17 protein-coding genes and 2 pseudogenes are annotated in these 18,821 nt (G+C 76.6%); 13 read left to right on the top strand and 6 right to left on the bottom strand.

Features of this window, described 5'->3' with window-relative positions; translation table 11 throughout:
- Positions 1 to 63 precede the first annotated feature (63 nt).
- From cobO to cobA, 12 genes and pseudogenes are all read left to right on the top strand, one after another.
- Positions 64 to 675 carry a cob(I)yrinic acid a,c-diamide adenosyltransferase gene (gene cobO / locus GA0070560_RS08510; protein ID WP_091293428.1) on the top strand — a complete coding sequence of 204 codons (612 nt, stop codon included), beginning with the start codon at positions 64 to 66 and terminating at the stop codon, positions 673 to 675.
- Complete coding sequence (locus tag GA0070560_RS08505) at positions 669 to 2,162, top strand: cobyrinic acid a,c-diamide synthase CobB (RefSeq protein WP_091293426.1); 1,494 nt, start codon at positions 669 to 671, stop codon at positions 2,160 to 2,162. Before cobO ends, GA0070560_RS08505 begins: the two co-directional genes overlap by 7 nt.
- Positions 2,163 to 2,287: 125 nt before the next feature.
- Positions 2,288 to 3,028, top strand: coding sequence for a precorrin-2 C(20)-methyltransferase (gene cobI / locus GA0070560_RS08500; RefSeq protein ID WP_091293706.1), 741 nt, complete (start codon positions 2,288 to 2,290; stop codon positions 3,026 to 3,028).
- Positions 3,025 to 3,882: a precorrin-4 C(11)-methyltransferase gene (gene cobM, locus GA0070560_RS08495; protein ID WP_170839329.1), complete on the top strand. Its 858-nt coding sequence runs from the start codon at positions 3,025 to 3,027 to the stop codon at positions 3,880 to 3,882. Before cobI ends, cobM begins: the two co-directional genes overlap by 4 nt.
- Positions 3,879 to 5,030: a cobalt-precorrin-5B (C(1))-methyltransferase gene (locus tag GA0070560_RS08490; protein ID WP_091293424.1), complete on the top strand. Its 1,152-nt coding sequence runs from the start codon at positions 3,879 to 3,881 to the stop codon at positions 5,028 to 5,030. Before cobM ends, GA0070560_RS08490 begins: the two co-directional genes overlap by 4 nt.
- Positions 4,991 to 6,274, top strand: coding sequence for a precorrin-6y C5,15-methyltransferase (decarboxylating) subunit CbiE (cbiE, locus tag GA0070560_RS08485; protein WP_091293421.1), 1,284 nt, complete (start codon positions 4,991 to 4,993; stop codon positions 6,272 to 6,274). The genes GA0070560_RS08490 and cbiE overlap by 40 nt, the downstream gene beginning before the upstream one ends.
- A 116-nt stretch (positions 6,275 to 6,390) precedes the next feature.
- Positions 6,391 to 6,921, top strand: a pseudogene (locus GA0070560_RS30050) (precorrin-3B C(17)-methyltransferase); the annotation flags it as partial.
- A 111-nt stretch (positions 6,922 to 7,032) separates the two neighbouring features.
- Positions 7,033 to 8,199, top strand: a pseudogene (gene cobJ, locus GA0070560_RS30045) (precorrin-3B C(17)-methyltransferase); the annotation flags it as partial.
- The gene (locus tag GA0070560_RS08475) at positions 8,196 to 8,426 is read left to right on the top strand and encodes a 4Fe-4S binding protein (protein WP_091293703.1); all 231 of its coding nucleotides are present in this window, start codon (positions 8,196 to 8,198) and stop codon (positions 8,424 to 8,426) included. The pseudogene cobJ and the gene GA0070560_RS08475, both read left to right, overlap by 4 nt.
- On the top strand, positions 8,423 to 9,520 hold the full coding sequence (locus GA0070560_RS08470) for a HoxN/HupN/NixA family nickel/cobalt transporter (protein WP_091293419.1): 1,098 nt from the start codon (positions 8,423 to 8,425) through the stop codon (positions 9,518 to 9,520). The genes GA0070560_RS08475 and GA0070560_RS08470 overlap by 4 nt, the downstream gene beginning before the upstream one ends.
- Entirely contained in the window at positions 9,517 to 10,113 is a 597-nt protein-coding gene (locus GA0070560_RS08465) for a precorrin-8X methylmutase (protein ID WP_091293417.1), read from the top strand. Before GA0070560_RS08470 ends, GA0070560_RS08465 begins: the two co-directional genes overlap by 4 nt.
- Complete coding sequence (gene cobA / locus GA0070560_RS08460) at positions 10,110 to 11,744, top strand: uroporphyrinogen-III C-methyltransferase (protein ID WP_091293414.1); 1,635 nt, start codon at positions 10,110 to 10,112, stop codon at positions 11,742 to 11,744. Before GA0070560_RS08465 ends, cobA begins: the two co-directional genes overlap by 4 nt.
- Before the next feature lie 96 nt (positions 11,745 to 11,840).
- On the opposite strand, the gene GA0070560_RS08455 is transcribed toward cobA, so the two are convergent.
- Genes GA0070560_RS08455 through GA0070560_RS08445 form a run of 3 tightly spaced genes read right to left on the bottom strand, consistent with a single transcriptional unit; the run spans position 11,841 to position 13,538 of the window.
- Positions 11,841 to 12,323: a hypothetical protein gene (locus GA0070560_RS08455; RefSeq protein ID WP_139131457.1), complete on the bottom strand. Its 483-nt coding sequence runs from the start codon at positions 12,321 to 12,323 to the stop codon at positions 11,841 to 11,843.
- Positions 12,310 to 12,831, bottom strand: coding sequence for a hypothetical protein (locus GA0070560_RS08450; RefSeq protein ID WP_091293410.1), 522 nt, complete (start codon positions 12,829 to 12,831; stop codon positions 12,310 to 12,312). Before GA0070560_RS08450 ends, GA0070560_RS08455 begins: the two co-directional genes overlap by 14 nt.
- Entirely contained in the window at positions 12,828 to 13,538 is a 711-nt protein-coding gene (locus GA0070560_RS08445) for a hypothetical protein (protein ID WP_139131456.1), read from the bottom strand. Before GA0070560_RS08445 ends, GA0070560_RS08450 begins: the two co-directional genes overlap by 4 nt.
- Positions 13,539 to 13,716: 178 nt before the next feature.
- Between GA0070560_RS08445 and GA0070560_RS08440 the strand changes: the two genes are divergently transcribed.
- Positions 13,717 to 16,818 (top strand): AfsR/SARP family transcriptional regulator, encoded by a 3,102-nt coding sequence (locus GA0070560_RS08440; RefSeq protein WP_091293408.1) that lies wholly within the window; start codon positions 13,717 to 13,719, stop codon positions 16,816 to 16,818.
- Here GA0070560_RS08440 and GA0070560_RS08435 read toward each other — a convergent pair.
- The 3 genes from GA0070560_RS08435 to GA0070560_RS08425 form a co-directional block, all read right to left on the bottom strand.
- Positions 16,812 to 17,756 carry an ATP-binding protein gene (locus tag GA0070560_RS08435; RefSeq protein ID WP_091293407.1) on the bottom strand — a complete coding sequence of 315 codons (945 nt, stop codon included), beginning with the start codon at positions 17,754 to 17,756 and terminating at the stop codon, positions 16,812 to 16,814. The genes GA0070560_RS08440 and GA0070560_RS08435 overlap by 7 nt on opposite strands.
- A gap of 198 nt (positions 17,757 to 17,954) precedes the next feature.
- Positions 17,955 to 18,317: a fluoride efflux transporter CrcB gene (crcB, locus tag GA0070560_RS08430; RefSeq protein ID WP_091293406.1), complete on the bottom strand. Its 363-nt coding sequence runs from the start codon at positions 18,315 to 18,317 to the stop codon at positions 17,955 to 17,957.
- Positions 18,314 to 18,784 (bottom strand): FluC/FEX family fluoride channel, encoded by a 471-nt coding sequence (locus GA0070560_RS08425; protein WP_091293405.1) that lies wholly within the window; start codon positions 18,782 to 18,784, stop codon positions 18,314 to 18,316. The genes crcB and GA0070560_RS08425 overlap by 4 nt, the downstream gene beginning before the upstream one ends.
- Positions 18,785 to 18,821 lie beyond the last annotated feature (37 nt).

The following is an 18,821-nucleotide window of genomic DNA, read 5'->3' as shown; positions in this document are numbered from 1 at the left end:
GGCGGCCCGGAGCCGACCGCCGTCCGCCACGATCCCCGCCACCACCACGAGGAGTGTCGCCTGATGCCGCAGGGAAAGCCGTCCCACGTACCGGCCGACGGGTTGACGACGCGGCAGCGGCGCAACCGCCCGCTGGTCGTCGTGCACACCGGAACGATGAAGGGCAAGTCGACCGCCGCGTTCGGGCTGGCGCTGCGGGCCTGGACCGCCGGGCTGCCGGTCGGGGTGTTCCAGTTCGTCAAGAGCGCCCGGTGGCGGGTGGGGGAGGAGGCCGCGTTCCGGGCCCTCGGCGAGGTGCACGAGCGCACCGGCCAGGGCGCACCGGTCGCCTGGCACAAGATGGGCGAGGGCTGGTCGTGGATCCGGCGCGGCGGCGAGGCCGACCACGCCGCCGACGCCCTGGAGGGCTGGCGGCAGATCCAGCGGGACCTCGCCGCGCAACGCTACGGCCTGTACGTGCTCGACGAGTTCACCTACCCGATGACCTGGGGCTGGGTGGACGTCGACGAGGTGGTGCGGACCCTCGCCGAGCGGCCCGGCTTCCAGCACGTGGTGATCACCGGCCGGGACGCCGACCCGCGCCTGGTCGAGGCGGCCGACCTGGTCGCCGAGCTGACCAAGGTGAAGCACCCGATGGACGCCGGCCAGAAGGGCCAGAAGGGCATCGAATGGTGACCGGACCGACCCGCCGGACCGACCAGCGACGTCCCGACGGGCCGCCCGCCCCGGCCGGGCACCCCGGCCCCACCGCCCCGGTCACCTCCGACACCGACCGGGCCGGTGCCGCCGACCGGGCCGCCGCCGGTCCGGCCGCGCCGTGGGCACTGCCCCGGCTGGTGGTCGCCGCGCCGGCCAGCGGGCACGGCAAGACCACGGTGGCCACCGGGCTGCTCGCCGCGCTGCGCCGCCGGGGCCTGACCGTCAGCCCGCACAAGGTCGGCCCCGACTACATCGACCCCGGCTACCACGCGCTCGCCGCCGGCCGGCCGGGCCGCAACCTCGACCCGTGGCTGGTCGGCGAGGAGCGGATCGCGCCGCTGCTGCGGCACGGCGCCACCGTCCCCACCCCCGCCGACGTCGCCGTCGTCGAGGGCGTGATGGGCCTGCACGACGGCGCGGTCGGCCGGGGCGCGTACGCCTCCACCGCCCACGTCGCCCGGCTGATCGACGCGCCGGTGCTGCTGGTCCTCGACACCACCGCTCAGGGCCGCTCCGCCGCCGCCCTGGTGCTCGGCATGCGCGCCTTCGACCCAGGCGTGCGCGTCGGTGGCGTGATCCTCAACCGGGTCGGCTCGCCCCGGCACGAGACGCTGCTGCGCGACGCGCTCGCCGAGGTGGGCGTACCGGTGCTCGGGGCGGTCACCCGCGCCGTCGAGGTCGCCGCGCCCGCGCGCCACCTCGGGCTGGTGCCGGTCGCCGAGCGGGCCCCGGAGTCCCTGGCGGTCGTCGAGGCGCTGGCCGGCCTGGTCGAGTCCACCGTCGACCTCGACGCCGTGCTCGACCTGGCCCGATCGGCCCCACCGCTGACCGTCGCCGCCTGGGACCCGGGTCCCGCCGTCGGCGGCCCGGCCGGCACCGGCCGCCCGGTGGTCGCGGTCGCCGGTGGGCCGGCCTTCACCTTCTCGTACGCCGAGACACCCGAACTGCTCGTCGCGGCCGGTGCCGCCGTGGTCACCTTCGACCCGCTGCGCGACCCGGCCCTGCCGGCCGGCACCCGGGCCGTGGTCATCGGCGGCGGCTTCCCCGAGGTGCACGCCGAGGCCCTCGCGGCCAACACCGCGCTCCGCGCCGAACTCGCCGACTTCGACGGGCCGCTCGTCGCCGAGTGCGCCGGGCTGCTCTACCTCGGCAAGGCACTCGACGGCGCGCCGATGTGCGGGCGGCTGCCGCACACCGCCCGGATGACCGGCCGGCTCACCCTGGGCTACCGTGACGCCGTCGCCGCCACCGACTCCCCGGTCCACCCCGCCGGGGAGCCGGTACGTGGACACGAGTTCCACCGCACCGCCACCGACCCGGCGTACGGCGACCGGCCGGCGTGGCGCTGGGACGACAGCCGCCACGGCTTCGTCACCGGCCGGGTGCACGCCTCCTACCTGCACACCCACTGGGCCGGCCGGCCGTCGGCCGCCCGCCGCCTCGTCGAGGCGGCGAGCCGGTGACCGCCCGTGCCGACGCCGGCCGCCCGACCGAGGACCGGCCCGCCGACAGCCGGGCCCAGACCGTCCCCCACGGCGGCCGGGGCGAGGGCGTGGCGGACCCCGGCCGGAGCGGTGCCGGGGCCGGCATCCTGACCGGGGTCGGCGTCGGGCCGGGCGAGGCGGACCTGCTCACCCTGCGGGCGGTACGGGTGCTGCGCGAGGCCGACCTGGTGGTCGTACCGGTGCTGGACCGGCTCGCCGCCGACGCCGGCGCGCCCCAGGGCCGCGCCGAGGCCACGGTGCGGGCGCACGTCCCGGCCGACCGGTTGCGCCGGCTGCCGTTCGCCCTCGACGACCGGGGCGGGGTGACCACCCGCCGGGAGGCCGCGTGGGACGCTGCGGCGGCGGCCGTGGTCGCCGCCTTCGACGGCGGGGCCCGCGCGATCGCCTTCGCCACCATCGGCGACCCGAACGTCTACTCCACCTTCGGCTACCTGGCCCAGAGTGTGCGCGCCCGGCGCCCGGCGGTCGAGGTGCGCACCGTCCCCGGGATCACCGCCATGCAGGACCTCGCCGCCGGCAGCGGCGTGCCGCTGTGCGAGGGCCGGGAGCCGCTCACCCTGCTGCCGGCCACCGCCGGGCTCGCGCTCGTCGACGACGCCCTGGCCGGCCCCGGCACCGTCGTGGTCTACAAGGGCTGGCGGCGCCACCGGGAGCTGGTTGACGTGCTGCGCCGGCACGGCCGGCTCGCCGACGCCGTGCTGGGCCGGGGCCTCGGCCTGCCCGACGAGCGGGTCGGTCCGGTTGACCGGGCCGACGACGACCTGCCGTACCTGTCGACGCTGCTGGTCCCGGCCCGCCGGGACCGGCGGGGAGGAAAGCTGTGACCAACGCGAAGGTGTGGTTCGTCGGGGCCGGCCCCGGCGCCGCCGACCTGCTCACCCTGCGCGCCGCGCGGGTGATCGCCGAGGCCGACGTGGTGATCTGGGCGGCCAGCCTGGTGCACGCCGACGTCCTCGCCCACGCCCGCCCCGACGCCGAGATCGTCGACTCCTCCCAACTGCCCATCGAGGGGGTGCTGCCGCTGTACCGGCGGGCCGCCGCCGAGGGGCTGACGGTGGCCCGGATCCACTCCGGCGACCCGGCGCTGTGGGGCGCGGTGCAGGAGCAGCTCGACCTCTGTCGCGCCCTCGACCTGGCCGTGGAGATCGTGCCCGGGGTCTCCTCGTTCACCGCCGTCGCCGCGATCGTCGGCCGGGAGCTGACCATCCCCGAGGTGGCCCAGTCGGTCATCCTCACCCGCCTCGAGGGTGGCAGGACGCCGATGCCGCCGGGGGAGCGGGTCCGCGAGTTCGCCCGGCACGGCACCACCATGGCGCTCTTCCTCTCCGCGGCCCGCTCCGGGCAGGCCCAGGCCGAACTGCTCGCCGGCGGCTACCCCGCGCACACCCCCGTGGTGGTGGCGTACCAGGCGACCTGGCCGGACGAGCTGGTGGTCCGCTGCACGCTCGGGAAACTGGAGGCCACGGTCAAGGAGCACAAGCTCTGGAAGCACACCCTGTTCCTGGTCGGCCCGGCCCTGGCGGCCACCGGCACCCGCTCACACCTGTACCACCCCGGGCACTTCCACACCTTCCGCCGGGCCGAGCCGGCCGCCCGCGCCGAGTTGCGCCGTTCGCGGGCGGGGGCCCCGGCGGGCGGCACCGCCGACCGCCCGACGTCGTCCGAGCCGCCGCGATGACGTACGCCGAGCCGCCGCTGCGCGAGCCGGACCTGCCGCGTACCGCGAAGGTCCGGCCCACCGCGCTGCGTACCGGCTGGACCACCGGCGCCTGCGCGACGGCGGCGGCGAAGGCGGCGGTGACCGCGCTGGTCACCGGCGCCCCGCAGCGGGAGGTGGAGATCGGGCTGCCCGCCGGTCGGCGGGTGCGCTTCACCGTGCACCGCTGCGACTTCAGCCCGCTGCCGGACGTGCACGTCGAGGCGGTCGTGGTCAAGGACGCCGGGGACGACCCGGACGTCACCCACGGCGCGCACCTCACCGCCACCGTCGGCTGGCACGACCGCCCGGGTCTCCAGCTCGACGGGGGACCCGGCGTCGGCACGGTCACCAGGCCGGGGCTCGGTCTGGCCGTCGGTGGCCCGGCGATCAACGACACCCCGCGCCGGATGATCGGCGAGGCGGTCGCCGAGGTGGTCGACCTGACCGAGGTGGGCGTCCGGGTGGTGATCAGCGTGCCGGGCGGGGAGGTGATGGCCCGCAAGACCACCAACCGGCGGCTCGGCATCCTCGGCGGCATCTCCATCCTCGGCACCACCGGCGTCGTGCGGCCCTTCTCCACCGCCTCCTGGCGGGCCAGTGTGGTGCAGGCGGTGCACGTGATGGCCGCGCAGGGGGAGCGGACCGTGGTGCTGTGCACCGGCGGGCGTACCGAGCGGGCCGCCCGGGCGCTCCTGCCGGAGCTGCCCGAGGTGTGCTTCGTCGAGGTCGGCGACTTCACCGGCGCGGCGGTCACCGCCGCCGTCGGCGACGCGATGACCGGTGTGGTGTTCGTCGGCATGGCCGGCAAGCTCGCCAAGCTGGCCGCCGGGATCCTGATGACCCACTACACCCGCTCCAAGGTGGACCTGTCGCTGCTCGGCGCGGTCACCGCCGAGGCCGGCGGCGACGCCGACCTGGTGGCGGCCGTCGCGGCGGCCAACACCGGGCGGCACGCCTACGAGCTGTGGGAGGCCGCCGGTCTGCTCGGCCGCGCCGGTGACCTGCTCTGCCGCCGGGTACGTCAGGTGCTGCGGCGCTTCGCCGGGCACGCCGTCGCCGTCGACGTGGCCATGGTGGACTTCACCGGATCCCGGGTGGTCGCCTCCTCGGGGCGGTGGTCCGGGTGACCGCCCCGCCGGCGGTCACCGTGGTCGGGGTCGACGCCGCCGGCCGGCCGCCGCACCCCGACGCGCATGCCGCGCTGGCCGGGGCCCGCCTCGTCGTCGGAGCGGCCCGCCACCTGGCCGCCCTGCCGGTGCTGCCGGGCTGCCCCACCATCGTGCTCGGGCCGCTCGCCCCCGCGCTGGACCGGCTCGCCGCCGCCGTCGAGGCCGGAGCGCCGGCGGTCGTGCTGGCCAGCGGCGATCCCGGGCTCTTCGGCATCGTCCGCCGGTTGCGGGTCGCCGGGCTGCCGGTGCGGGTGCTGCCGGCGGTCTCCAGCGTCGCCGCAGCGTTCGCCCGGGCTGGACTCGACTGGGACGGCGCGGCGGTGGTCACCGCGCACGGTCGTGACCCGGGGCCGGCCCTGAACGCCTGCCGGGCGCTGCCCGCGGTCGCGGTGCTCACCGCTCCCGGCGCCGGGGCCACCGAGATCGGGGCCGGGCTGACCGGCTGGCCCCGCCACCTCGTGGTCGCCGAACACCTCGGCACCGACGCCGAACGGGTCACCTGGACCACCCCGGAGCAGGCAGCCACGCGGGCCTGGGCCGACCCGCACGTGCTGCTCAGCCTCGCCCCCGGCGCGCTCCCGGCCGGCGGGCCCGCCCCGTCCGCCCTGCCCGGTGTCGGGCCGATGCGGACGGACAACCAGCCGGCCGCCGCGCCGGCCGGCGGCTGGGCGCTGCCCGAGTCCGCGTACCACCACCGCGACTCCATGATCACCAAGGTGGAGGTACGCGCCCTCGCGGTGGCCCGGTTGCGTCCCCGCCTGGGCCGGCTCGTCTGGGACGTCGGCGCGGGCAGCGGCTCGGTCGGCATCGAGTGCGCCCTGCTCGGCGCGGCCGTCATCGCCGTGGAGCGGGACCCGGACGCGCCGGTCGCGGCGAACGCCGCCCGCCACGGGGTGCACGTGCGGGTGGTGACCGGCCCGGCCCCGGCGGTCCTGCGCGACCTGCCCGACCCGGACGCCGTCTTCGTCGGCGGGGGCGGCACTGACGTGCTCGCCGCGGTGGCCGCCCGCCGTCCCGGCCGGGTGGTGGTCACCCTCGCCGCGCTGGACCGGGTCGCGCCCGCCGTCCACCTGCTGCGCGACGCCGGCTACACCGTCGACGGCAGCCAACTCTCCGCCGCCCGCCTGGCCGACCTGCCCGGCGGATCCGTGCGCCTCGCCGCCACCAACCCGGTGGTCGTCCTCACCGGGGAGAGCCCGTGACCCGGCCGTACCGCCACCCACTCGGAGCAGGAGCACCCGTGGACAATTCCGTCGACACCGCCGGAGACGGCCCGGTGACCATCGGATCCGGGGCGGCCACTACGCCGCGCGGCCCGGTGACCGTCGGACTCGTGGCGGCCACCGCCGCCGGCCGCCGGCACGCCCGGATCCTCGCCGACGCCTGGCCGCACGCCCGGCTCGTCGAGTCCGCCGGCGTGGCCGACGCGCTGCGTGCCGCGTGGACGCAGTGCTCGGCGGTGGTGGCGTTCCTGGCCACCGGGGCGGTGGTCCGGATCCTCGCGCCGCTGCTCGGTGACAAGCGCACCGACCCGGCGGTGGTGGTCGTGGACGAGGCGGCACGGCACGCCGTCGCGCTCCTCGGCGGGCACGCGGGCGGCGCCAACACCCTCGCCGTGGAGGTGGCCGCGCTGCTAGACGCCCGCCCGGTGGTCACCACCGCCACCGACGCCGTCGGTCTGCCCGGGCTGGACACGCTCGGCTGGCCGGTCGAGGGGGCCGTCGCGGCGGTGTCCCGGGCGATCCTCGACGGCGAGCCGGTCCGGCTGCTCGCCGACTCCACCTGGCCGCTGCCCGCGCTGCCGCCGAACGTCCTGGTCGAGCCCGTCCCCGCCGACGGGATGGCCCCGACCGATCCGGCCCAGCGGGCCCAGCGGGCCCAGCGGGACGAGCTGGCTGGCCCCGGTGTCGCGGGGCGACACCGGGTGGCCGGCCCGGACCCGGACGGCGGGACCGGCGACGGCGGCTGGCGGCTGCTGGTCACCGACCGGATCGTCCCGCTGGACGACCGGACCGCCGTGCTGCGCCCACCCTCGCTGGTCGCCGGGATCGGCTCCAGCCGGGGCGTCGCCGCCGCCGAGGTGTCCGACCTGCTGCACCGGGCGCTCGCCGACGCCGACCTGGCCCCGGCCAGCCTGCGCTGCCTGGCCAGCGTCGACCTCAAGGCCGACGAGGAGGGCATCCTGGCGACCGCCCGCGCGCTCGGCGTACCCCTGGAGACCCGGCCTGCGGCGGAGTTGGCGGCGGTCGACGTGCCGCACCCCAGCGACGTGGTCCGCGCCGTGGTCGGCACCCCCAGCGTCGCGGAGGCCGCGGCGCTGGCCGGCGGCGGCACGCTGCTGGTGCCGAAGACCGCCTCGGCGATGGCGACCGTCGCCGTCGCCCGGCACAACGCGCGCGGCCGGCTGGCGCTCGTCGGGCTCGGGCCGGGCGCGCCCGACCTGCGCACCCCGCGCGCGGTCGCCGAGCTGCGCCGGGCCGCCGTGGTCGTCGGCCTCGACCAGTACGTCGACCAGGTCCGCGACCTGCTCCGCCCCGGCACCCGGGTGCTCGCCAGCGGGCTCGGCGCGGAGGAGGAGCGGGCCCGCGCCGCCGTCGTCGAGGCCACCGCCGGACACGCGGTCGCGCTCGTCGGCTCCGGCGACGCCGGGGTGTACGCGATGGCCAGCCCCGCCCTGGAGTACGCCGACGAGCGGATCGACGTGGTCGGGGCGCCCGGGGTGACCGCCGGGCTCGCCGCTGCCGCCCTGCTCGGCGCGCCGATCGGCCACGACCACGTGTACCTGAGCCTGTCCGACCTGCACACCCCCTGGGAGGTCATCGAGCGACGGGTGGCCGCCGCCGCCGAGGCGGACCTGGTGGCGTTGCTGTACAACCCGCGCAGCCGGGCCCGGGACTGGCAGCTCGGGGCCGTGCTGAAGACCTTCGCCGCGCACCGCCCGCCGCAGACCCCGGTCGGCGTGGTGCGCAACGCCAGCCGCGCCGGCGAACAGGTCCACCTGGCCACCGTGGCCACCCTCGACGCCGCCGTGGTCGACATGTACAGCGTGGTGGTGGTCGGCAGCTCGCAGACCCGGGTGGTCGCCGGCCGGATGGTCACCCCGCGCGGGTACCGGTGGCGACGGTGACCGCGCCGCCGACCGCCGTCGCCGCGCCGGACCCGCCCGCGCCCGTGAGCATCGGCGCCTGCCAGGGCTGCGGCGCCTGCCTGCTTACCTGCCCGACGCACGCCATCCGTCCCGTCCCGCTCGGGCTGACCGTCCGCGCCGACCGGTGCACCGGCTGCCTGGAGTGCGTGGAGATCTGCCCGGTGGACGCCATCCGCGCCACCGCCGAACCCCGAGGAGAGCGATGACCCCGATCCCGACCGCCGCCCCACCGGTGGGCCGGTGGAGCCGTGCCGAGCGGGTACGCCTCGGCGGCGTGGTGCTCGCCGTCGCCGCCCTGCACGTCGCGGGCTGGACCCTCTACCTGTACTGGAACGACCAGCCGGCGGCGGCCGGCGGGCTGGCCGGGGCGGGCGCCCTGGCGTACGCGCTCGGCGTGCGGCACGCCTTCGACGCCGACCACATCGCCGCCATCGACGACACCACCCGGCTGATGCTGCTGCGCGGCCGGCGCGCGGTCGGCGTCGGCTTCTTCTTCGCCCTCGGGCACAGCGCGGTGGTGCTGCTGCTCGCCCTGGTGATCGGGCTCGCCTCGGCGAGCATGACCGAGCGGGGCCTGGCCGGTGTCCGCGAGGTCGGCGCGGTGGTCGCCGCGGCCACCGCCACCGCGTTCCTGCTGCTGGTCGCCGGGCTCAACGCGGCCGTGCTGGCCGGGCTGGTGAAGCTCTGGCGCCGGCTGCGGGCCGGTGCGCTCGACGAGTCCGAGCTGGACCTGCTGATGCTCAACCGGGGCCTGGTGCACCGGATCCTCGGCTCCCGCGCCCGGTCGCTGGTGCGCTCCTCCTGGCACATGGCCCCGGTCGGGTTCCTCTTCGGACTCGGCCTGGAGACCGCCAGCGAGGTCACCCTGCTGTCGCTGTCGGCGAGCACCGCCGCGGCCGGCGGCCTGCCGGTGCTGGCCCTGCTCACCCTGCCGCTGCTCTTCGCCGCCGGAATGTCGGCGATGGACACCGCGGACAGCCTGCTGATGGCGCGCGCCTACTCGTGGGCGTACCGGCAGCCGGCCCGGCGGCTCTGGTACAACCTCGCCACCACCGCGATGACCGTCGTCGTCGGCGCCCTGGTCGCCAGCGTCTACCTGTCCGGCCTGCTGGTCGACCACCTCGGTGCGACCGCGCTGTCCGGCTACGCCTCGCTCGGCGACCACTTCGAACAGCTCGGCTACGTGGTGGTGGCGCTCTTCGCGCTGGCCTGGGGCGGCGCGGTGCTGCTGTGGAAGCTGCGCGGGCACGACCGGCGCTACGGCCGCGGCGTCGACGCGGGCGCGGAGACGGGAGCGTGACCCGCCTCGTGCACCCGATCGAGGCGGAGTCGTACCGCATCCTGCGTTCCCGGGTCGACCTGACGCACCTGCCGCCGCTGACCCGGGCGGTGACCGAACGGGTGGTGCACGCCAGCGCCGACCTGGCCTACGTCACCGAACTGGTCTGCGACGAGGCGGCGCTGGCCGGCGGCCTGGCCGCGCTGCGCGCCGGAGCGCCGATCGTCACCGACGTGTGGATGGTCGCCGCCGGCATCACCCGCGCCGGACGGGAGATCGTCTGCCCGGTCGCCGAGCCGGCCACCGCCGAGCTGGCCGCCGCCACCGGGCTGACCCGCTCGGCCGCCGCCGTCCGGGTCGCCCTGGACCGGGTGGGCCCGGGCGCGGTCTGGGTGGTCGGCTGCGCGCCGACCGCGCTGGCGGAACTGATCACCCTGGACGCGGCGCCCGCCCTCGTGGTGGGGCTGCCGGTCGGCTTCGTCGGTGCCGCCGAGTCCAAGGCGGCGCTGCGGGCCAGCGGCCTGCCCGCCGTGTCCAACGTGGGCGAGAAGGGCGGCTCGGCGGTCGCCGCCGCTGCCCTCAACGCCCTGCTCTACCAGGAGGAGACACCATGACCGCGCTGGTCATCGTCGGGCACGGCACGCGCAGCGCGGCCGGGGTCGACCAGTTCGCCGCGCTCGTCGACCGGGTCCGCCGCCGCGCCGCCGGCCGCGTCGGCGACGTCGAGGGCGGCTTCATCGAGCTGTCCCGGCCACCGCTCACCGACGCGGTGACCGCGCTCGTCGAGCGGGGACACCGCAGCCTTGTCGCGCTGCCGCTGGTGCTCACGGCCGCCGGGCACGGCAAGGGCGACATCCCCGCCGCGATGGCCCGCGAGCAGGAGCGGCACCCGGGCCTGACCTACCGGTACGGCCGGCCGCTCGGCCCGCACCCGTTGCTGCACACCGCGCTCGAGAAGCGGATCGACGCGGCCCTGGCCGGCGCCGATCGCGGCGGCACCTGGGTCGCGTTGATCGGCCGTGGCTCCACCGACCCGGACGCCAACGCCGAGGTGGCCAAGGTGGCCCGGCTGCTCTGGGAGGGGCGCGGGTACGCCGGTGTCGAGCCGGGCTTCATCTCGCTGGCCGAGCCGTCCGTGCCGGCGGTGCTTCAGCGGCTGCGTCGGCTCGGCGCCCGGCGGATCGTCGTCGCCCCGTACTTCCTCTTCGCCGGGGTGCTGCCGGACCGGATCGTCGCGCAGTCGCGGGCGTTCGCCGCCGGCCACCCCGACCTCGACGTGCGGGTGGCCGACCTGATCGGCGACTGCGACGCGCTGGCCGACCTGGTCCTGCAACGCCACGCCGAGGCGCTGGGCGGGGACATCCGGATGAACTGCGACACCTGCGCGTACCGGGTGTTGATGCCGGGCTTCGCCGACAAGGTGGGCCGGCCGCAGACCCCGCACGACCACCCCGACGACCCCGTCGGCGGCCACCACCACCATCACCACCACGGCGACCGTCACCACGGGCCGGGCCTGCGCCCCGGGCAGGTCGCCGTGGTCGGCGGCGGCCCCGGCGCCGACGACCTGATCACCGTACGCGGCCGGGCCCTGCTGGACAGCGCGGACGTGGTGGTGGCCGACCGGCTCGCCCCGCAGGGGCTGCTCGCCGGGCTCCGCCCCGACGTGCTGGTCGTCGACGCCGCGAAGGTGCCGCGCGGCCCGTCGATGACGCAGGACGCCATCAACGACGCCCTGGTCACGCACGCCCGCGCCGGCAGGCGGGTGGTCCGGCTCAAGGGCGGCGACCCGTACGTCTTCGGCCGGGGCCACGAGGAGGTCCAGGCGTGTGCGGCGGCCGGGATCGAGACGGTGCTGGTGCCCGGGGTCAGCAGCGCGCTCGCCGCGCCCGCCCTGGCGGGGGTGCCGGTCACCCACCGGGGCGTCGCCCACGATCTCACCGTCGTCTCCGGACACCTGCCGCCGGGGCACCCGGACTCCCTGGTGGACTGGGCGTCGCTGGGCCGCGCCCGGGGCACCCTGGTGCTGCTGATGGCGGTCGACACCATCTCCAAGATCGCGGCGGTGCTGGTGGAGCACGGCCGCGCACCGGACACCCCGGTGCTGGTGGTGCGGGACGCCGGACACCCGCAGCAGCGGACCTGGGCGTCCCGGCTGGACGAGGTGGGCGAGCTGGCCGCCCGGGAGGACGTCCGGCCGCCGTCGGTCTTCGTCCTCGGCCCGGTGGTGGGGCTGCGCGACTGACGGCGGGCCGGCCGGCCCGGTTCCCCCGAGCCGGGCCGGCCGCCCCCGAAACGGGGTGGGCCGTCGCGTCGGCGGCCCACCCCGTCGTGCCCGCCGTCAGGTGCGGACGTTGGGCAGGTTGATCCCGCAGGCGCGTTCGATGAACTCGCCCGCCCGGCGTCCGCTCGCCGCCACCACCTCCGGCGCGTCTGCCGGCGCACCGGACACGTTGCCGGCCGCGTCGTGGTCGTGCCCGTCCCCGGCCGCGTCGTGGTCGTGTCCGGCCTCCGGGGTGACCGGACCGTGGTCGTGCCCGGCCTGCGCCGGGTCGGCCGCGATCGAGCCGGCCAGCCGTTGCAGGTCCGGGGTCAGCTCCCGGGGTGCCACCCGGATCAGCGCCGCCATCGCCGCCGACCGCTGCTCGCCGGTGAGCGCGGCCTGGTTGGTCAGCGCGAAGGTCTCCGCCTCGGCGCAGAACCGGTCCCGGCCGGACCAGTCGGTCGGCAGCTCCGGCCGGGACAGCCACCAGCCGCCCACGGCGACGGCGGCCACCACCGCGAGCGCCCCGCCGGCGATCAGTCGTCGGTCAGACGTTGTCATTGATCGCGTCGATGTCGTGCAGGTCGAGGTACTTGGGCCAGATGTTGCTGCGCATGCACGAGTTGTCGTTGGAGTCGGTGCTGTGCCACCGGTGGCCCAGCGAGCCGGTGTGCCCGAGCTCGTGGCAGCCGAGGCTCTGCCAGTAGTACGTCGACTTCCCGCTCATCATGCGGGTGTTGAACTTGACGTCGTAGTGGTCGCACAGGCCGTTCCACCAGTTGGTGTCGGTGCAGCTCGTCTGCCCGTACCAGGAGGCGGAGTACGACTTGTCGTAGACGTGGATGTCCGAGTTCCCGGTCGAGGTGTTGATCTGTGACCGGTTGAGCTGCGCCCGCCCGTGCGACACCGCCGCCTTGCCGTTGGTGGTCAGCGAGTTCGACTCGACGTCCTGTTCCTTGTTGTCCGGCTTGCCGCTGTTGGCCTTGCCGCCGTGACCGGCCAGGGCCGGCGGTGCGAACGCCAGCACGGCGGTCAGCGCCGCGCCGAGGACCATCGTCGTACGCTTCATTCTCCACTCTCCTCCGGAGGCAGCGGCAGATCGCCGGTCGGCACCGACGGGGTCAGCGTGCCCGCCGCGACCTGCCCGCTGGCGACGACGACGCTGTTGTTCAGGAAGCTGGGCGCCATCGTGCTGATCGACGTCGCCAGGTCGTTCTCCGGGTTGCTGGGCTTCAGCGCGCCGTCGACCACCAGGGCCCGCCCGTCGGAGCTGGCCAGCTGGAAGGTGTGCGGGTCGGTGACGCCGGCCGCACGCCGCAGGAAGAAGTAGCCGGTGTCGCCCACCTCGCTCCATGCCACGTTGTTGGCGACGTAGCCGCGGCCCTCCTCGTCCCAGCCCTCCTCCTCCAGCGTGATCCGTGGCGGGACGAGCAGGTTCTTCGGGTTGTGCAGGACGTCGACCACATCGAGGGTCACCGTGCGCAGCCGGATGTCCCCGCCCACCGCCGCCGGGTCCTCGTCGACGCTGCCGAGCCGGCCGGGCGCCGCCGACAGGACGGTGCCGAGGACCACCAGGTGCGACGTGGCGGTCATCTGCTCGACCGTGTCGAAGTGGTACGCCTCCTTGCCGAAGGCCAGCCCCTCCGGGCGGGCGTCGTAGCGCACCCCGGTGTCGGCGTTGCCGACTCCCACGGACGCCACGAGCGCGGTCACCGCGACCGCACCCGCCGCTGCCAGGCCCAGCCGGCGTACGCCGGGCCGCCTGATTCTCTTCATCGTTCCCCCTGTCCGAGGTCCGGCACGGCCCGTGCCGACCGTGCCCGTCCCACCGACGACGTGGCCGCCGGGCGGGACGGACACGACGATCCACAGCCCGGCATGCAGCCGCCTTGCAACCGGCTTGCAGACCCTCCACAGCGGACGGGCATACTGCGGCACCGGGGGAGGTTCGTCGATGGAGTTCCAGGTCCTGGGCGCGGTACAGGTGTTCTCGGCTGGCAGCCGGGTCGACGTCGGCGGCCGCCAGCAGCGGCTCGTCCTCGCCGTACTGCTGCTGGCGGCCGACCGGGTGGTGCCGGTGGAACGGCTGATCGACCTGGTCTGGGCACAGGCGCCCCCGCGCAGCGCCCGGGGCACGGTGCAGGCCCTCGTCTCCCGGCTACGGGCAGTCTTCCGGCACGCCGACGCGCCCGTCACGATCACCAACCAGGGCTCCGGCTACCTGCTGCGGGTCGACCCGCTCGCGGTCGACGCCCACCGGTTCACCGCGCTGCTCGCCCGGGCCCGGCGTGCCGGCGACGAGGAGGCCGCCGACCTGCTCGACCGGGCGCTGCAGCTGTGGCGGGGCGAGCCGCTCGCCGACGTCGCCGACGAGCAGGTCCGACACCGGCTCTGCGCCGGGCTGCGGGAGGCCCGCTGGACGGCGGTGGAGGACCGGGCGGAGACGCTGCTGCGCCTCGGGCGGTCCCGGCAGGTGGTCACCGACCTGACCGACGTGGTCGCCCGGCACCCCGGCCGGCAACGGCTGGCCGGGCAGCTGATGCTCGCCCTGCACCGGGAGGGCCGCACCGACCAGGCACTGGCCACCTACCGGCAGGTGCGCGCCCGGCTCGCCGACGAGCTCGGCCTCGACCCCGCGCCCACGCTGTGCCGGCTGGAGCGACGCATCCTGCGCGCCGATCCGACGCTGGTCCCGTCCCTCGGCGACGATCGGCGGACCACACCCGTTCCGGTACGCCCCGCCGAGCTGCCCCACGACATTCCCGGCTTCGCCGGCCGGGACGCCGACCTCGCCCGGCTCGACGCGGGACTGGCCGAGCCGTCGACCGGCACCCGCGTCTGGGTGCTCAGCGGCACGGCAGGAGTGGGCAAGACCGCGTTGGCGGTGCACTGGGCGCACCGGGTCCGCGACGCGTTCCCCGACGGCCAGCTCCATCTGGACCTGCGCGGTTTCGACGCCGAGCGGGAGCCGGTCACGCCGGGTGCCGCGCTCGCCCAACTCCTGGGCGGGCTCGGGGCCGACCCCCGGTCGGTGCCGGACGCCCCGGACGCCCGGGCGACGATGTTCCGCTCCCTGCTGGCCGGTCGTGACGTGCTGCTGGTGCTGGACAACGCCCGCGACGCCGACCAGGTGCTGCCGCTGATCCCGTCGTCGGGCACGGTGCTGGTCACCAGCCGGCACCGCCTCGGTGACCTGGTCGTACGGGCCGGCGCCCGGACGCTTCCGCTGGACGTGCTCACCCCGGCGGACTCGGTGCGCCTGCTGGCCACCCTGCTGGGCGACGCGCCCGTGCGGGCCGAGGCGACGGCGGCGGCCGAACTTGCCCGGCTCTGCGGGCACCTGCCGCTCGCGTTGCGGATCGCCGCCGCCAACGTCCAGTCGGCGGGGGAGCCGGGGATCGCCGGGGTGGTCCGGGACCTCTCCGACGGCGACCCGTTGGCCGGGCTCACCGTCGACGGGGCCGAGGAGGGGGCGGTGACCAAGGCGTTCGCGCTGTCGTACCGGGCGCTGCCGGACGGGCAGCGGCAGCTGTTCCGCCGCCTCGGGCTGGTCCCCGGGCAGAGCTTCACCGCCGGCTCGGCGGGCGCGGTCGCCGGGACCCCGTCGGCCGCCGCCGACCGCCGGCTTCGCGCGCTGGCCGCCGCCCACCTCGTGGAACGCCACGGCGGCGGGCGCTACCGCTTCCACGACCTGCTCCGCCGGTACGCGATGGACCGGATCGTCGGCGAGGAGGACGCCACCGAGCGGGAGCAGGCCCGGCGGCGCCTGTTCGACCACTACCTGGACACCGCCGACGCGGCGGGCCGGCGGCTCATCCCGCATTTCGTCCGGCTGCCGCGCCCGGCCGCGGCCGACCCCTTCGGCGACACCGAGGCGGCGCTGGCCTGGCTGGACGCCGAGTGGACGAACCTCACCGCGGCCGTGGAACAGGCAGCCCGGCAGGGCCCGCGCCACTACGCCTGGCACCTCACCGACGCGCTGCGGGCGTACTTCCACCAGCGGGGGCGGCGGGAGGAGTGGCAGCAGGCGGCGACGCTCGCCCTGGCCGCCGCGCGCGACGAGGGGGATTCCCGGGCGCAGGCCGCCATGCACCAGAGCATCGCGCTGGTGTGTGTCAACAGTGGACGCTACGAGGAAGCCCGCCGGCACCTCCTGGACGGCCTGCGCATCGACGCCGAGGACAGCTGGCCGCAGGGGCGTACCGGGATGCTCAACAACCTCAGCGCGGTGCACCAGCGCCTCGGCGACCCGCAGGAGGCGATCACCTGCGCCCGCCACTCACTGGCGCTCAACCGGCGGTTGGGCAACGAGGGCGGGGCGGCGATGTCGCTGGCCAACCTCGGGTTCGCGTACTGGCAGCTGGGTGCGTTCGCCGAGGCGGACAGCCACTTCCGGGAGGCGTTGGCGCACGGCGAGCGGGCCGGGGCACGCTACAACGTGGCGGTCCTGCTGGTCGACCTGGCCAGCGTGAGCCGCGACCGGGGCGAGCACCGGGCCGCCGAGGAGCTGTACGCGCGGGCGTTGGCGGCCAACCGCGACCTCGGCTACCGCTACGGCGAGGCGACCGCCCTGTCCGGGCGGGCCGTGCTCTGGTCCGGGACCGGTCGGGCGGCGGCGGCCCGGCCGGACGCCGAACGCGCCGTGGAGCTGACCCGGGAGATCGGCGACACCGGCACCGAGGCGTGGGCGCTGGACGCACTGGGCCGGGTGTTGCGTGAGTTGGGCCGCCCCGCCGAGGCGGCCGAGCAGCACGGCCGGGCCCTGGACCTGGCCCGGCGGACGAGGTTCTGCTGGTGCGAGGCGACGGCGCTGGCCGGGCTCGCGGACGCCCGGCTGGCCGCCGGCGACCCGGTCGCGGCCCGGGAGCACGGCCGCGCCGCGGTGGACCTGGCCGTTCGGGCCGGGTACCGGCCGATCGAGATCCGGGCGTCCCGCGTGCTGGCCCGGGTGGCCGAGCGGTCCGGTGACGCCGCCGAGGCGGCCAGGTGGGACGACCGGGTGACCCGGTTGGCGCGGGAGACCGGGTACGCGGCGCCGTCCGGCGAGGCTCAGTGATCCTGTCGGTAGTGGTGGCCGCCCGGGTTGTTCCGGGCGGCGTCGCCGAGCAGTACGGTGACCCGGCACTCCGGGTCACCGACGGCGATCCGCTCGTCGAGCAGCACTGTGGCCTCCCCGTGGTTGCGCGCGGCGATGCCGCCGAACACGCTGGAGGTCATCCGGCACAGCGCGGGCGCCCGGCGCACGGTGTCACCGAACGGGCAGTGCCGGTTGCCCAGCACGATCCGGTCGGTGCCGACGGAGATGACGTAGAAGTCGCCGTCGATGGCGGACTTGAGCCGCAGGTAGCAGTCGGCGACCTGCTCGGCGGTGAGCCGGCCGACCAGTTCCCGGGCCCGGCGGTACTCGTCCTCCATCTGCCCGCCGACGGTCGCGCCCACCTGGGCCACCATCTCCTCGGCCGCGGCCGGGCCCTGCCGGTTCTCCGCCGTGCGGGCCAGCTCGACGACGAGCGCGCGCAGGAAGGGCTCCCTGCCGAACCCGCGCGGGCCGGCCTCGTCGGGGGTGGGCAGCGGGTTGACCTCGCGACGAGGCGGATCGTAGGTCGGCTCGACCCGGCGGGTGACCGGGAGCACGGTGCGTACCCGCTTGCCGGTGCCGCGTTTCGCCACCACGTCCAGATCCCCGGCGAGCTGGCGCACCAGCCACAGGCCACGGCCCCGGATGCTGCCGATCCCGGACGGCGGCAGGGCGGCGAGGTCGAAGGAGGGGCCGAGGTCGTGCACCACCAGCGAGGGCTGCGCGGCGGACCAGTCCAGACCCACCCAGACCGGACCGCCGGCGTGCTCGACCGCGTTGCCCACCAGCTCGGAGACGACCAGGCCGGCGTCCTCGACCTCGTCGCGTTCCTGGGCGTGCCGGCGCAGGAACGCGGTCAACTCGGTGCGTAGCGCGCTCGCCGCCGCCGGGGTCGCCGGTGCCAGCAACCACTCCATCGCGCCACCTCGATCCCCGTGTCGTGCCGATCGGACGCCTCGTCGGCCCGGAAACAACGTCCGTGTGGCCGTGGCTGGTCGGTCAGTCCCGGATCCGTCGGGTGTGCGGGTGTCCCTGACGACGACCGCGTGGGCCCACCATACGCCTGCTCCGGCCCGGTGGCCGTACGCCGGCACGCCCCGGCCGCCGGGGCGGTGTCAGCCGGCCGCCAGCCGCGCCACCGCGTACCCGAGCGCGGCGGCGGCGAGCCCGGCGACCACGCTGAGCAGGGCGTTGGCCAGGGCGCGATGCCGGTCGCCGGCCCGGGCCAGCCGCACCGTCTCGTACCCGAAGGTGGACCAGGTGGTGAGCGCGCCGCAGAAGCCGGTGCCGAGCAGCGCGCTGACGGCGGGCCCGGCCGGGATCGCGACGACCACGCCCAGCAGCAGCGACCCGGCGACGTTGACGGTCAACGTGCCCCAGGGGAGGGTCGAGCCGTGCCGGGCCTGCACGGCCCGGTCGACGAGGTAGCGCAGCGGGGCACCGAGCGCAGCCCCGAGGGCGACGAGCAGCACCGTCACCGTCCACCTCCGCGGTGCGCCAGCACCTGCGCGGCCAGCGCGTCCCCGGCGACGACCGCCAGCAACCCGGCCACCAGGGTCGTCGCCAGGTACGCCAGCGCGGTCACCGGGGCACCGGCGACGAGCGCCGCGTGGACGTCGACCACGTACGCGGAGAAGGTGGTGAACCCGCCCAGCACGCCGACGCCGAGGAACGGGCGGGTCAGCGGGGCGACCCGACGCCGGCCGAGCACCGCCATCAGCGCTCCGATCAGCAGGCACCCGGTCACGTTGACCGCGAAGGTCGCCCAGGGGAAACCGGTCGGGGAGTGCGGCAGGGCCGCCTGGACGCCGGCCCGGGCCAGCGCGCCGAGCACCCCGCCCGCGGCGATGGCGCCGAGCACCGTCACCGGGTGCGCGTCGAGTTCACCGCGGTCGGCAGGCACCCGCAGGTCGACGTCGGGGTCGATACGACGCGGTTCCGACACCCGTCCTCCCCACCAGTACGCGGGCCACTGGCAGGGA

The sequence above is a fragment of the Micromonospora halophytica genome (genome assembly GCF_900090245.1).
Classification (GTDB): Bacteria; Actinomycetota; Actinomycetes; order Mycobacteriales; family Micromonosporaceae; genus Micromonospora; species Micromonospora halophytica.
This window is presented reverse-complemented; position numbering and strand designations above follow the sequence as displayed.